The 13,799-nt window shown below is 63.4% G+C and carries 12 protein-coding genes; 10 read left to right on the top strand and 2 right to left on the bottom strand.

The genetic code is table 11. The annotated features are described in order from the left end of the window. Window positions 1-12: 12 nt before the first annotated feature. Window positions 13-834: a MoaF C-terminal domain-containing protein gene (locus tag VIM54_RS14445; RefSeq protein WP_331902360.1), complete on the top strand. Its 822-nt coding sequence runs from the start codon at window positions 13-15 to the stop codon at window positions 832-834. 32 nt (window positions 835-866) lie between these two features. On the opposite strand, the gene VIM54_RS14440 is transcribed toward VIM54_RS14445, so the two are convergent. Continuing rightward, window positions 867-1,835 (bottom strand): helix-turn-helix domain-containing protein, encoded by a 969-nt coding sequence (locus VIM54_RS14440; protein ID WP_331902359.1) that lies wholly within the window; start codon window positions 1,833-1,835, stop codon window positions 867-869. 134 nt (window positions 1,836-1,969) lie between these two features. Between VIM54_RS14440 and VIM54_RS14435 the strand changes: the two genes are divergently transcribed. From VIM54_RS14435 to hpaD, 5 genes are read left to right on the top strand one after another with little or no spacing between them, the layout of a single operon-like run. Further along, window positions 1,970-3,418 (top strand): fumarylacetoacetate hydrolase family protein, encoded by a 1,449-nt coding sequence (locus VIM54_RS14435; RefSeq protein WP_331902357.1) that lies wholly within the window; start codon window positions 1,970-1,972, stop codon window positions 3,416-3,418. Continuing rightward, complete coding sequence (locus tag VIM54_RS14430; protein WP_331902355.1) at window positions 3,406-4,089, top strand: GntR family transcriptional regulator; 684 nt, start codon at window positions 3,406-3,408, stop codon at window positions 4,087-4,089. Before VIM54_RS14435 ends, VIM54_RS14430 begins: the two co-directional genes overlap by 13 nt. Window positions 4,090-4,119: 30 nt before the next feature. After that, the gene (gene dapA / locus VIM54_RS14425) at window positions 4,120-5,067 is read left to right on the top strand and encodes a 4-hydroxy-tetrahydrodipicolinate synthase (protein ID WP_331902353.1); all 948 of its coding nucleotides are present in this window, start codon (window positions 4,120-4,122) and stop codon (window positions 5,065-5,067) included. Further along, window positions 5,064-6,581 carry a 5-carboxymethyl-2-hydroxymuconate semialdehyde dehydrogenase gene (gene hpaE / locus VIM54_RS14420; protein WP_331902351.1) on the top strand — a complete coding sequence of 506 codons (1,518 nt, stop codon included), beginning with the start codon at window positions 5,064-5,066 and terminating at the stop codon, window positions 6,579-6,581. The genes dapA and hpaE overlap by 4 nt, the downstream gene beginning before the upstream one ends. 19 nt (window positions 6,582-6,600) lie before the next feature. Further along, window positions 6,601-7,677, top strand: coding sequence for a 3,4-dihydroxyphenylacetate 2,3-dioxygenase (hpaD, locus tag VIM54_RS14415; RefSeq protein ID WP_331902349.1), 1,077 nt, complete (start codon window positions 6,601-6,603; stop codon window positions 7,675-7,677). 77 nt (window positions 7,678-7,754) lie between these two features. Here the strand turns inward: hpaD and VIM54_RS14410 are convergent, their stop codons facing one another. Further along, a complete protein-coding gene (locus VIM54_RS14410) occupies window positions 7,755-9,164 on the bottom strand; it encodes an aldehyde dehydrogenase family protein (protein ID WP_331902348.1) in 1,410 nt (469 codons plus the stop codon). Between the two features lie 283 nt (window positions 9,165-9,447). Between VIM54_RS14410 and VIM54_RS14405 the strand changes: the two genes are divergently transcribed. The 4 genes from VIM54_RS14405 to VIM54_RS14390 form a co-directional block, all read left to right on the top strand. Next, on the top strand, window positions 9,448-10,662 hold the full coding sequence (locus VIM54_RS14405) for an ABC transporter substrate-binding protein (protein ID WP_331902347.1): 1,215 nt from the start codon (window positions 9,448-9,450) through the stop codon (window positions 10,660-10,662). Between the two features lie 92 nt (window positions 10,663-10,754). Further along, window positions 10,755-11,636, top strand: a complete 882-nt coding sequence (locus VIM54_RS14400) for a branched-chain amino acid ABC transporter permease (protein ID WP_331902345.1) — start codon at window positions 10,755-10,757, stop codon at window positions 11,634-11,636. Next, window positions 11,623-13,392 (top strand): ATP-binding cassette domain-containing protein, encoded by a 1,770-nt coding sequence (locus VIM54_RS14395; protein WP_331902344.1) that lies wholly within the window; start codon window positions 11,623-11,625, stop codon window positions 13,390-13,392. The genes VIM54_RS14400 and VIM54_RS14395 overlap by 14 nt, the downstream gene beginning before the upstream one ends. Beyond that, window positions 13,389-13,799 (top strand): ATP-binding cassette domain-containing protein (locus VIM54_RS14390; RefSeq protein WP_331902342.1); only part of this gene is annotated, 411 nt, incomplete at its 3' end. The genes VIM54_RS14395 and VIM54_RS14390, both read left to right, overlap by 4 nt.

Raw genomic sequence — 13,799 nt, 5'->3', positions numbered from 1 at the left:
AGGACAGGACTCTTGTCTCAACAGAAGGAAACGGTTGTCGGCGACAGCGAGTCTGCCGAATGGCTGAACATGGAGGACTTCTCCGCGGGCATTGACACGAATCGGCGACCACGCTCGCACGACCTAGTCGGCCGCACCATTGCCATCACCACGACGGATGGCGGCACGCTCAGCCTGAACTTTGCCAACGCAGACACAGTGACGTGGCTGGCCAAGGGCTTCGCCTGGGCCGGCGAAGGCAGCGAGCACTACGAGGAAGTGCCTCTCGACGGGGGCGGCTACTGGGTAGACCTGTCAATCGCGCAGCGGCGAGTGGAGACGATCACGGTGGCGCTCCATCCGGAGAAGGGATGGGCGCTGATTGTGCACTCCCGCATCGAGGATGAGGGTGCTGATGTGGAGACGCGGGTGATGCAGACGTTCCATGGCGGCATCATCGAGGGAACCACGGCAACAATGGCCGACGCACCCGCTCCCACTCGCGACCTGATCGGGAAGCGGACTCTGTTCCGATACAGCCCCAACCACCTGTACGAGCACATCTACCTCAGCTCTCGCAGATTCACCTGGCAGAACCTGGTTGGCGAGCAGCGCGGGCACGCGGCGACCGAACTCGCCACGACCTACAAGCTCGATGACGAGGTCTACCTGTTCACCTGGCGCGAAGAGATAATCCCGGTCGGGACGGTCTTCGTCTTCGACTACGCGGCTGGTCGCTCGACGGGCAAATTCATCGGGCTTGAGGGCGATGGCACAATTGCCAACAGCCCAGGAGGCGCGATCATCATCCCGTTCGGCTACTCAAACTACGGCGAGTACCAAGAGCCGGTGTGATTTCTGCGCGCCCGGAGGTCGGATGCTGCCTGTCAGCCCGCCAACATCTGGGCGCGCAGCTCGCTCGGGGCCGCGTCATACGCAGCCTTGAAGACCCGAGAGAAGTGCGCAGCTTCGATGAATCCCCAGCGCGCCGCGATGGCCCCAACCGACAGGTGCGCGTTGAGCGGATCGATCAGGTCGCGACGACACTTCTCGAGCCGTTGCTCGCGGATCCACGTCGACACCGTTGTGCCCTTCTGCCGGAACAGCCCGTGCAGGTGTCGCGTAGAAATGAAGTGAGCTGCCGCGATCTGGGCGGGGCCAAGCTCCGGCGAGCCGAGATTGAGTTCAATGTATCGGCGGATCTGCTGCATCAGCAGTTGGTGGCTGTCGCCAGGGTCGGCGTCGAAATCAAGCTCGTTCGCGAACATCGTCGTGATGAGATCGATGGCCGAGTTAACGAGTCGGGGTCCCGTTAGTCCGCCGAGTCGATCCAGGTTCTGGGACACGTTTTGCAGGAACGGGATGATAATCGCCCCAAGGCCATCGTCGCTCGAGAAGCGGTGAGCGGTCAGCTCCTTGATTGCTGTTGGTGGCAGACCGAGGTGCTCGCGGGGAAACATCAGCACGAGCATTCGCATGTCGTTTTCAAACAGCAGCGAATACGGCCGCCCGGTGTCGTAGATGGCCAGATCGCCAGGCTGCAACAGTGCCTCGCGACCGTCCTGAACGAGCAAACCGGTGCCAGAGACCTGCAGGCTGGCCTTGTAGTAGGCGGGTTCGCCATTTTCGAGCAGGAGGGGCGTTCGCTCGACGATGTGCTGCGATGCGGACACCTCGCTGACGTGCACGGGCGCGACATCGACCGTGCGCAGACGGCCCCAGAAGGGGTCGTTGCCGACGCGGGACACGTCGAGCGGCACGAACGATGCGGTGACAGCTTCTCGATACTCGCGGAAGCTGTGCGAAACAGATGAGCGAACCCGGGTGGGCACCTCGGGACGCGAAGGGAGGTTCACGTATTACCACCTTGTAATAACGGAAAAGCGAGAGTCGTGGAGTTTGTCGGCTCTGTGACGGAAATTCTACAAAAGTTTGCCGATCTCCTGTGATCGTATATCATTCCAGATACAGTCGACAAGACAAGGAAGTCATGGATACGGTCATCGGCATTCGCCGGCCGGGCAAAATCATCGCCCTGCACCTCAACTACCCGTCGCGCATTGCGCAGCGCGGCCGGGTGCCTGCCCACCCATCGTATTTTCTGAAACCGGCGTCATCCGTAGCGAACAGCGGCTCAGCGATCGAGCGACCTCTCGGCACCGAACTCCTTGCGTTTGAGGGAGAGATAGCCCTCATCATCGGTCGCACCACGCGCCGGGTTACGCCAGACGCCGGCTGGGCCGCCGTGAGCGAAATCACCGCGGCCAACGACTTCGGCGTTTATGACCTGCGGCTCGCCGACAAGGGGTCCAACCTCCGGTCGAAAGGCGCGGACGGTTTCACCCCACTCGGGCCGGCAACCATCCCGGCCGATGGGCTTGATCCGAAAGCGCTTCGAGTACGCACCTGGGTCAACGGTGAGCTCGTGCAGGAGGACACCACCGCCGACCTCGTATTTCCGTTTGGGCAGCTCGTAGCGGACCTCTCGCAGCTTCTCACCCTCGAAGCGGGCGACGTCATTCTCACCGGCACTCCCGCCGGGTCAAGCGTCGTCGTTCCGGGCGACACGGTCGAGGTGGAGGTCGATGCCCCTACTGCTCCGGGCAGGCCAACGACTGGTCGTCTGGTCACTCCCGTCGTCGAAGGATCAACTCCCCTTGCAGCGTTCGGCGCGCCCCCTCAGGTGGATGACCTTCAGCGCGCCGAGGCCTGGGGCAGCCGTGCTGCAGCCGGCCTGGCTCCGGAGTTTGAACTGGATGACAGCCTGCGCTCCGACCTCGCCAGCGTTGGCACCGCCACTCTCAGTTCGCAGCTGCGAAAGCGGGGCTATGACGACGTCTCGATTGACGGTGTGCACACCAACCAGCCCGGCGCACACCTAATCGGCCGAGCGCGCACGCTTCGATTCATCCCGTTTCGCCCCGACCTCTTTGCCGCGCACGGCGGCGGCTTCAATGCGCAAAAGCGCGCGTTCGACACCCTCCGCAACGGGGACGTGCTCGTGATCGAGGCGCGAGGAGAGACCGGCACGGGCACGGTCGGCGACATCCTGGGGTTGCGTGCGCAGCGACTCGGCGCGGCAGGAGTGGTCACGGATGGCGGCGTGCGGGACTACGCCACGGTTGCCGCTCTCGACATCCCCACATTTTCGCAAGGGGCACATCCTGCGGTGCTTGGTCGTCGCCATGTGCCGTGGGACACCGACATCACGATCGCATGCGGCGGCGCGACCGTGCAGCCCGGCGACATCATCGTCGGAGACGACGACGGCGTCCTTGTCATTCCCCCTGCCCTGGTGCGCGAAGTGGTTGCCGACGCCATTAAACAGGAACGTGAAGAGCGCTTTATCGCCGAACAGATCGCCGCGGGTGCGTCGGTCGACGGGCTATACCCGATGAACACCGACTGGAAGGCTCGGTACAACAAATGGCAGAACTGACCCGGACCGTCGCGGCCGACGCACTGAGCAAGTCGCAACTGGCGTACCAGTGGATCAAGGCCCGCATTGCGGACGGAACGTACGTCTCGGGTTACCGCCTTGTTCTCGGTTCGATCGCGCGTCAACTCGACATCAGTGTGGTTCCCGTGCGCGAGGCAATCCGTCTGCTCGAGTCGGAGGGGCTCATAACCTTCGAGAGGAACGTTGGCGCCCAGGTCGCGCTCGTCGATGAAGCCGAATACGTCTACACAATGCAGACGCTCAGCATCGTCGAAGGTGCGGCAACCGCGCTGAGCGCTCCCCATCTCACGCCGCTTGACCTCGCGCAGGCTCACAACGTGAATGACCGCATGAAGGCGACGCTGGACGACTTTCACCCCCATCGCTTCACCGAGTTGAATCTGGAATTTCACTCGGCGCTCTTCGAGCGCTGCCCGAACCCCCACATCCTCGAGCTCGTTCACCGAGGCTGGAGCCGACTCCAGATGCTGCGGGATTCGTCCTTCAGTTTTGTGCCCGGGCGAGCCGCCGAATCCGTTCGAGAGCATGACGAGATTCTCGAGAAACTCGAGGCCTGCGCCCCGGTCCTCGACATCGAACTGACCGCCCGCGCGCATCGCACTCGAACGCTCGACGCGATGATCGCCTACCAAGCAGCACACCACCACTGACCGGGCCCCGTCCGGACGAAAGGAACAACCATGCGCTACCGTAGTGACCCTGCGCAGATTCGCGGCTCGATCGTGCCGCTGATGACGCCCTTCGATGTCGACGGCGCCGTCGACCATGACAGCCTGGCAAACCTCGTCGAATGGCAGCTGGCGAACGGCACACACGGCGTCTCGATCGGAGGGTCAACCGGTGAGCCGGGCGCCCAGAGCATCGACGAACGCGCGGCCGCGATCGCGACCGTGACCACGACCGTGGCCGACCGTGTGCCCGTCGTCGTCGGAACAGGCACAGCCCAACTGCACGAGACGATGGAACTGACGGCCAAGGCAGTAGAGCTCGGGATCGACGCATCGCTGATCATCACGCCCTACTACGCTCGCCCCACCCAGGAGGCCCTGTACGTCTGGTACAAGACCATCGCGGCCGAGTTCCCCGATCTGCCGATCATCGCGTACAACGTGCCCTCGCGCACGGCCGTCGACATCGCCCCGGAGACCGTCGCGCGTCTTTATCGAGATGTCGAGAACTTCGTCGGCATCAAGGAAACGACGAAAGACTTCGAGCACTTCTCGCGGGTCATTCAGCTCTGCGGACGCGAGCTCATCGTCTGGTCGGGCATCGAGTTGCTCTGTCTCCCTCTTCTCGCTCTCGGCGGCCAGGGATTCCTGAGCGCGACGGCCAACATCGCGCCGGCGGCACACGCACGGATGTACGAGCTGTGGGAGGCCGGCGACGTCGAGGGCGCACGCGCAATTCACTATGGGCTGCATCCCCTGGTCGACCTGCTGTTCGTCGAAACGAACCCGGCCCCAGGCAAGTGGGTGCTCGAACAGCGCGGCCTCATCCGGTCCGGTTACGTCAGACCGCCGCTCATCACGCCCACCGAATCGGGACTGGCGACCATGAGGTCCCTGCTGTCCGAGGGAGAGCAATACCTCACCTCGGCCGAGGGCTTTCGCATGGGGGTGCCCGCATGAGCACCACATCCACCGCGGTCGCCACACACCACGTTCCGGACGGGCTGCCTGATCGTATCCAGCACTACATCAACGGGTCATTTGTCGACAGTGTCGGCGGTGAGACTTTCGAGGTGCTCGACCCCGTGTCGAACCAGACCTATGTCACCGCCGCTGCCGGCCAGAAGGCCGACATCGATGCCGCGGTTGCCGCAGCCACCGTGGCGTTCAACGAGGGTCCGTGGCCCAGAATGAAGCCCCGCGAGCGGGCTCGCATCCTCAATCGGATTGCCGACGCGGTCGAGGCGCAGGACGCCCACCTGGCCGAATTCGAGACGTTCGACACGGGGCTCCCAATCACGCAGGCCCTCGGCCAGGCGCAGCGGGCTGCGGAGAACTTCCGCTTCTTCGCCGACCTGATCGTCGCCCAGTCCGACGACACATACAAGGTGCCGGGAAGCCAGGTCAACTACGTCAACCGGAAGCCCATCGGAGTGGCCGGACTCATCACTCCGTGGAACACCCCGTTCATGCTGGAGAGCTGGAAGCTCGCGCCTGCGCTGTCTTCCGGGTGCACCGTTGTGCTCAAGCCCGCAGAGTTCACCCCACTGTCGGCCAGCCTCTGGGCGGAGATCTTCGAGCAGGCAGGTCTTCCGACCGGTGTCTTCAACCTGGTCAACGGGCTCGGCGAGGAGGCTGGCGACGCCCTCGTCAAGCACCCGGACGTTCCGCTGATCTCCTTCACCGGTGAGAGCCGCACCGGGCAACTGATTTTCGGGAACGCCGCCCCCATGCTCAAGGGGCTGTCGATGGAGCTCGGCGGTAAGAGCCCGGCCGTCGTCTTCGCAGATGCGGATCTCGATGCGGCGATCGACTCGACGCTGTTCGGGGTCTTCTCGCTGAACGGCGAGCGATGCACGGCGGGAAGCCGCATCCTGGTGGAGCGCCCGATCTATGACGAGTTCCTCGAGCGCTATGCCGCGCGCGCATCGAAGATTGTTGTTGGTGACCCGCACGACCCGAAGACCGAGGTCGGAGCGCTCGTGCACCCCGAGCATTTCGACAAGGTCATGAGCTACGTCGAGATCGGCAAGTCCGAGGGCCGGCTCCTTGCCGGCGGCGGGCGACCCGAGGGCCTCCCGACGGGTAACTATGTCGCCCCGACCGTATTCGCTGACGTGAAGCCCGATGCACGCATCTTCCAGGAGGAGATCTTCGGGCCTGTCGTCGCGATCACTCCGTTCGACACCGACGCGGAAGCGCTTGAACTCGCCAACGGGGTTCGCTACGGCCTGGCTGCGTACATCTGGACCCGCGATCTGGAGCGAGCACATAACTTCTCCCAAAACGTCGAAGCCGGGATGGTGTGGCTGAACTCGCACAACGTGCGCGACCTGCGCACACCGTTCGGCGGCGTAAAGGCGTCCGGACTCGGGCACGAGGGCGGTTACCGCTCGATCGATTTCTACACCGACCAACAGGCCGTGCACATCACGCTCGGCCGCGTACACACCCCGCGCTTCGGCGCGGCCTGACCAGTAAAAGGATACGAACATGACATCGCCGTCACTGACCGCGCCCGGTCTGACCCCACCCGACATTGTGCGCTGCGCATACGCGGAACTCGTCGTCACTGACCTGGCCGCCTCGCGCGAGTTCTACGTCGACATTCTCGGCCTCACCGTGACCTACGAGGACGCCGAGACGATCTACCTGCGCTCGCTCGAAGAGTTCATTCACCACAACCTGGTCTTGCGCGTCGGCCCGGTTGCGGCCGCTGCGGCGCTCGCTTTCCGGGTGCGAACGCCAGGCGATGTCGACCTCGCCGAGGCCTATTACCGAGCCCTCGGATGCCGCACAGAGCGCCGCGCGGGCGGCTTCGTGCGCGGCATCGGCGATGCCGTGCGCGTCACGGACCCGCTTGGTTTCCCATACGAATTCTTCTACGCCGTCGAGCACGTGGAGCGACTGGCCTGGCGATACGACCTGCAGACGCCGGGAGCCCTTGTTCGCCTCGACCACTTCAATCAGGTGACCCCCGACGTCCCGCGGGGGCTCGAGTACCTCGTGGGGATCGGGTTCCGGGTCACGGAAGACATCCAGGACGAAGACGGCGTGGTCTACGCAGCATGGGTGCATCGCAAGGAGACGGTGCACGACACCGCTCTCACGGGAGGCAATGGTCCGCGCCTTCACCACATTGCGTTTTCGACCCACGAGAAGCACAACATCATCGCGATCTGCGACAAGCTCGGGGCGCTGCGACGCAGCGACGCGATCGAGCGTGGGCCAGGGCGTCACGGCGTCTCGAACGCGTTCTACCTCTACATCCTCGATCCAGACGGACACCGCATCGAGATCTACACGCAGGACTACTACACGGGTGACCCAGACAATCCGGTGGTCACCTGGGATGTTCACGACAACCAGCGCCGCGACTGGTGGGGCAATGCCGTGGTCCCCAGTTGGTATACCAACGCCAGCTTCGTTCTCGATCTGGACGGCAACCCGCAACCGGTAGTCGAACGCGACCAGCCGACCGAAATGGCAGTCACGATCGGGGCCGACGGGTTCTCGTACACGCGTAAGGGCGATGTCGAAGAAGGCTTCAAGCTTGGCGCGCAACTGTAGCGTCGCGCATCACGAGCCACGCGAAAAGGAGCCGGCACCCGTTAGGGGTGCCGGCTCCTTTATTGCTGCGACTGCTGCTACCCGCTGATGACCTGCGGAACCCCGAGCGCTTTGAGCCCCTCGACACCGAACTCGAGGCCGTATCCCGAGCTCTTCACTCCGCCAAATGGCATCATCGGGTGCACAACACCGTGCTTGTTGATCCACACCGTGCCTGCCTCCAGTCGCAGCGCGACCTTCCGGGCCTCGACGGGATCGGATGACCAGACCGAGGCTCCGAGCCCTACGTCCAGTCCATTCGCGCTCGCGATGGCGTCCTCGACATCGGTGTACCGGATGATCGGAAGCGCTGGCCCGAACTGTTCCTCATCCACGAGCGGGTCGCCGTCGTGCAGGTCGGCCACGAGCGTGATCGGGTAGAAGAGGTCGCCAAGTTCAGTCGCCGGGCTCCCACCGGTGATCACGCGACCACCCCGCTTCTTTGAGTCCTCGACGAGTCCGGCCACGATGTCGAACTGGGCTTTGTTCTGCAGCGGCCCGAGTACGTTGTTCTCGTCGAGTCCGTTGCCCATGGGCATGGTCGCCGTCACGGCCTTCAGCTCCTCGATGACCTGCTCGTAGATCGAGTCGTGCACGTACAGCCGCTTCAGTGCCGCGCAGGTCTGACCGGTGTTGATGAACGCCCCCCAGAACAGATCGCCGGCGATCGCGGCGGGGTCGGTGCCGGGCAGCACTATGCCTGCGTCGTTTCCGCCCAGCTCCAGGGTCAGGCGGGCAAGGTTGCCCGCGGAACTCTTGATGATCTCGCGACCGGTCGCGGTCGAACCGGTGAACATGACCTTGCCGATGTCTGGATGCGACGCGAGACGGGCCCCTACGACGCGGTCTCCAGAGACAACTGTCAGCACTCCGGCAGGCAGTACCTCGTTCATAACCGACACCATCGCGAGCACACTCAGCGGCGTGAACTGCGAGGGCTTCACGACCACCGCGTTACCCATGCGCAACGCGGGGGCAATCTGCCACATGCCGATCATGAGCGGCCAGTTCCATGGTCCGATCGCACCGACAACGCCCACTGCGCGGTAGTGCAGTTCGGCCTTGGTCTCGCCATCATCGACGACGACCTCGGCCTCGAGCGGTGTCGCCGCAGCAGCGCGCAGCCAGCCGACACACGCGCCGACTTCGAACCGGGCGTTGGGTCCATTGAGTGGCTTTCCCTGCTCGCGCGAAAGCAGTTCGGCAAGCGGCTCCGACTCCGACTCGATTCTGTCGGCGACGGCGTTCAGGATCTCGATCCGCTGGGGATGGCCGAGAGCCTCCCAGGCGGGCTGTGCGGTCTTCGCCGCGGCGATTGCGGCGTCGAGATCCTCCACGGTCTTGATCGGGGCAGATCCCACGACCTCTCCTGTGGCGGGATCGTGCATCTCCCGGCCGCTCCCAGCGGGGGCACTGACGCGGGCGAGCAGGGTCGTGTAGTCGGACATTGCTGTTCTCCTCGATGGAAACGAAGTTGATTTACTCCAGCATCGTCAGCACGGTGCCACACCGCTTGGCCCTCGGTGCACGCCCTCTGACTCTCAGCGCAGGGCACCGGGAGCCGATGTTGCGACTTACGGTACGCAGAGTCAACGAATGTTCCGCGGGCGACAAACGTCGCATAGGACAGCGTTCTTAGAGTGACCACAAGGACGACGAGACTCACCGTCCGTATCCAGCACCGTCGCTGAACACAGACGTTCAGCTCTAATCGGAGAGGCACCAATTCACATGCGAATCACGGGTTTCACGCTCGGCGCAGCGGCTGTCATTGCAGCCGGCGCCCTTGTCCTCAGCGGCTGTAGCACCACCACCAGTGGTGGCACCGCTACTCCGGCATCGGGCACTCCAATCAAGGTCGCCGCTCTCAGCGGTCTCACATTCTTTCCGGAGGCACCGCAGGCCGTCAAAGCCGTCTTTGACGACTACAACAAGGCGGGCGGTGTCCACGGGCAGCCTCTTGAGTACACGGTCTACGACGACAAGACCGACCCGGCCGTATCAGCCACCGCCGCGAAGGACGCTCTCGGAAGTGGCGCAGTAGCCCTTGTCGGATCGTCCTCGTTGCTGGACTGCGCGGTCAACCACAAGACGTGGGAGGACAACAACATCGTGTCTCTCCAGGGCACGGGTGTTGACCCGTTCTGCTTCACCACGTCCAACATTGCACCCGCGAACGACGGCCCATACTTCGACGCATACGCAACCCTGTATGACGGCTCGGAGACGCTCAAGTACAAGAACATGTGCGCAGAGGTCGTTCCGGACAACCCCGCCGGGCAGGCCGCATATCAGGGAGCCATCGATGCCTGGTCGAAGAAGACCGGCAAGAAGCTCGTGTACAGCGACTTCAGCCTGGTGCGTGGACAGGCGAGCTACGCCGGCAACGTCGCGGCGCTCAAGAGCCACAACTGCGGCGCCGTCGTGATCACTGAGGTCGGTGCAGCCGTCACAGCGTTCATCGGCGAGGCTGCAAACCAGGGACTGAACGTCCCATTCCTCGTTCTGACCTCGTGCTACTCGGACCAGTTCGCTACGGGTATCTCGTACGGCGCTGACATCCACCTCCCTGCCGAGTTCTCGCCGTTCACGGACCCCAAGGACAAGTCGAACACCGACTGGGCCAAGGTCATGGACGCTCACAATGTGCCGAAGACTTCCTTCGCACAGGGTGGATACCTGGCTGCAAAGTACTTCATCGGGATTCTCGGCACCATCAAGGGCAAGGTGACCCGCGACTCGTTCACCGCGGCTGCGAAGGCCATGAAGACGCCCATCACCAACCCGATGGTTGCGACGCCGTGGGTCTTCGGGCCCGGGGACACCCACCAGGCAAACAAGTCGGCCTGGCCAGTGGAAATCAAGAAGAACACCAGCGCGTGGTCCTCACTTGGGCCATGGCTCAAGGGTGACGACATCGGCTGGGTCGACACAAAGAAGCCGTAACAACACCAACTGAACAGTGATCGCGGGCGGCGACCCTTACGTCGTCGCCCGCGATCACATCCATTCGCTCGTAGATTTGCTGGAGGATCCCCTTGAATGTCATCGTCGCCCTGGTCATCGGGCTGAGTTCCGGGGCTCTCTATGCTCTCGTCGGCGTCGGCCTCACGCTGATGTCGGTGCTGACCCGAGTGATCAACTTCTCGTTGGTCGCATTCGGTGTATTCGGCGCCTACCTATCGATTCACGCAGTGCCGCTTCTCGGTCTGCTTCCCGTCGAGGTGGCATCGGTACTTACCGTGATCGTCGCAGTGGTCGTCGGCGCAATCCTCTCCGGGGTGTTGGGCTGGATCGAAGCGACGTGGCTGGCAGAAGCGACCGCGACCGCGAGGTCTGCCGTCACGGTGGCGTCCCTGCTGATGCTCATCTCAATCTCGTTCATCCTGTTCGGATCGCAGCCCCAACCGCTGCGACCACTCCTAGTAGGGCCAGCATTTGTCGCGGGCAATGTTGCGGTTACCAAGGTGGGGGTCGCGATGTTGATCGCGGCGATCGCCGTCGCCCTTGCTACCTGGATCGTCGTCCGTCGGACCCCAATCGGTGTTCGGTTGCGTGCCATCAGCGACCGCCAGATGGCGGCCGAACTGCTCGGGGTCAACGTCAAGGCACTTCAGGTCGGCGTGTGGGTTGTGATGGGCGCGGTTATGGGCCTGTGCGTCTCCATCATCGGCAACACCGCCGCCGCCGATGCGGCCTCCATGATCACCCTGGTAATTCCAGGGGCTGCGGCCGCCCTCGTTGGAGCCTTCAAGAGTCTCCCGCTGACGATCGTCGGCGGCCTCGTGGTCGGCGCGTTGCAGGGCGTTCTCACCGCATTCCCCTCGATCGTGATCCTGCGAAATTGGGTTCCGATTGTCGTCATCGTTTTGTTCCTCCTCTGGAACCAGCGCAAGGAGGTGTGGGATGTCGCTCGCTAGCGTCCGGCGTGTGCCACGAGCCTGGCTACCGTTCATCCTCGCGATCGGGGCAATCCTGGTCGGCATCGGTTTCGGCATCGGGATGTCGGCCTATGTGGTCTTCGTATCCACGTCCGTTCTGGTTGCCATGGTCTCGCTTCTCGGGCTCGGCATCGTCACGGGTACGGCAGGAATGATTGCTCTCTGCCAGCTCAGTTTCGCGTCGATCGGTGCGTGGGTGCTCGAGTTCCTGTTCCTGCGAACGCCACTCCAGAACGTGTTTGGCTCCGCGTCTTTTCTTGTTTTCACGGTGGTCGCCGGCATCGTCACCGCACTACTCGGTCTGGTCATCGGCCTGCCTGCGCTGCGGCTTCGTGGCGTCAACCTCGCAGTCATTACTCTCGGCGTGGCTGCAGCGGTCGACAACACGGTGCAGAACATCGGGTTCCCCGACCAGGGAATTTCCCACATTCCCCGTCCCTTCGGGATCGGGACCGACCCATCCGGCGACCGTGCATACTTCGTCTTTGCGCTGGTTGTGACGGTCGTGATTGCCGTACTGATCTACCTGATCCAGGGCAGCAGAGTGGGGGCCGCCTGGAAGGCCGTTGCATTCTCCGAACGTGGCACAGCATCCGCCGGCACGAGCGTGCGCACCGCGAAGCTCTCCGCTTTCGCGCTGAGCGCATTCGTTGGCGGGGTGGCGGGATGCCTCATCGTGGGCCAGATCACCCAGGTCAACTACCTCACGTTCACCCCGATCAATTCGCTCGGACTGTACGTACTGAGCATCGTCGTTGGGTCTCACCTGATTGACATGGCGCTGTTCGGTGGCATCCTGTTCGTTGTCATTCCCGAGATCCTCAAGCAGTTCGGGGTTCCGCTTGAGTGGTCGAGCGTCGCGTTCGGCGTCCTGGGGATCCAGGCTCTGACCACGAACTCGAACCTCGGAACCAACGTTCGGACTGCGCTGTTCCGACGACGCCGGCAACGAGAGGCCGCGAGAGTAACCGACTCCAGAGACAGTGGAGCAGTCGCCGCTGAGGCGCCGATCCCCGCTGGCACCGGCCGTCCACTCCTCATCGTCGAAGACCTGACGGTCGAATTCGGAGCCGTGAAGGCGCTCACGAACGTCTCCCTTACCGTCATCGAGGGCACGATTCTGGGCCTCATCGGGCCCAACGGTGCGGGGAAGTCCACGTTTGTTGACGCCATCGGCGGGTTTCTGCCGTCGCACGGTGGCACGGCGACGCTCGACGGAAAGTCCCTCAACGGGCTGGCGCCACACCAGCGGGCGCGGCTGGGCCTGCGCCGCACCTTCCAGCAGGATCGGGTTCCACCGAGCATGACCGTTGGTGCATACGTTCGGTTCCTCACGCACGGTAAGGCGGACTCGAAGGCTATAGCCGAGGCTCTCGAGTTCTTTGGTTGCCCAGAGGCCTCAATCCCGCTTAGCGTGGTCGACGTCGGCACAAGGCGACTGGTGGAGGTGGCCGCGAACCTGGCTTCGCGCCCAAAGCTGCTCCTGCTGGATGAGCCAGCCGCCGGGCTTTCCCACGACGAACACCTGGCCTTCGGCGACCGGCTGCGTCGCGCCCCCGAGCACTTCGGGACGACGATCCTCATCATCGAACACGATCTCGACCTTGTGCGCAGCGTGTGCTCGACCATCACGGTGCTGAACTTCGGCGAGGTGCTCGCGACCGGAGATCGCACCGCCGTACTGAGTGATCCGAAGGTCGTCTCGGCCTACATGGGCGAAACGGAAATGCTATGAGTCTCAAGGTCACCGACGTAACCGTGCGTCGAGGGGTTGGACCCGTGATCTCCGGCGTCAGCCTCGAAGTTGAAGCCGGGAAGATCACAACGGTCGTGGGGCCGAATGGAGCTGGTAAGACCAGTTTGCTGGAGTCGCTGTCCGGAATCATTCCCATTTCGGCCGGATCCATCGAGCTTGACGGGCAGGATATCTCCCACCTTTCGCGCCGTCGCCGATCCCTGCTCGGGCTGAAACACGTCGAACAGGGACGGATGATCTTTCCGTCGCTCACCGTACGGGAGAACCTGCGGCTGACCGCGCGTTCCTCAACTGATTTCGACGAGGCGATGGCGCTCTTCCCCGAACTTGAAAAGCGCGTCGATTCGCCGACCGCACTCCTGTCGGGAGGCGAGCAGCAGATGGTC

It is taken from the genome of Lacisediminihabitans sp. (assembly GCF_036569425.1).
Classification (GTDB): Bacteria; Actinomycetota; Actinomycetes; order Actinomycetales; family Microbacteriaceae; genus Lacisediminihabitans.
This window is presented reverse-complemented; position numbering and strand designations above follow the sequence as displayed.

Bases quoted from the DNA above. Each gene is read 5' to 3' on its own strand.
- VIM54_RS14435 (WP_331902357.1), top strand. From the start codon at position 1,970: ATGGATACGGTCATCGGCATTCGCCGGCCGGGCAAAATCATCGCCCTG.
- VIM54_RS14430 (WP_331902355.1), top strand. From the start codon at position 3,406: ATGGCAGAACTGACCCGGACCGTCGCGGCCGACGCACTGAGCAAGTCG.
- dapA (WP_331902353.1), top strand. From the start codon at position 4,120: ATGCGCTACCGTAGTGACCCTGCGCAGATTCGCGGCTCGATCGTGCCG.
- hpaE (WP_331902351.1), top strand. From the start codon at position 5,064: ATGAGCACCACATCCACCGCGGTCGCCACACACCACGTTCCGGACGGG.
- hpaD (WP_331902349.1), top strand. From the start codon at position 6,601: ATGACATCGCCGTCACTGACCGCGCCCGGTCTGACCCCACCCGACATT.
- VIM54_RS14410 (WP_331902348.1), bottom strand. From the start codon at position 9,164: ATGTCCGACTACACGACCCTGCTCGCCCGCGTCAGTGCCCCCGCTGGG.
- VIM54_RS14405 (WP_331902347.1), top strand. From the start codon at position 9,448: ATGCGAATCACGGGTTTCACGCTCGGCGCAGCGGCTGTCATTGCAGCC.
- VIM54_RS14395 (WP_331902344.1), top strand. From the start codon at position 11,623: ATGTCGCTCGCTAGCGTCCGGCGTGTGCCACGAGCCTGGCTACCGTTC.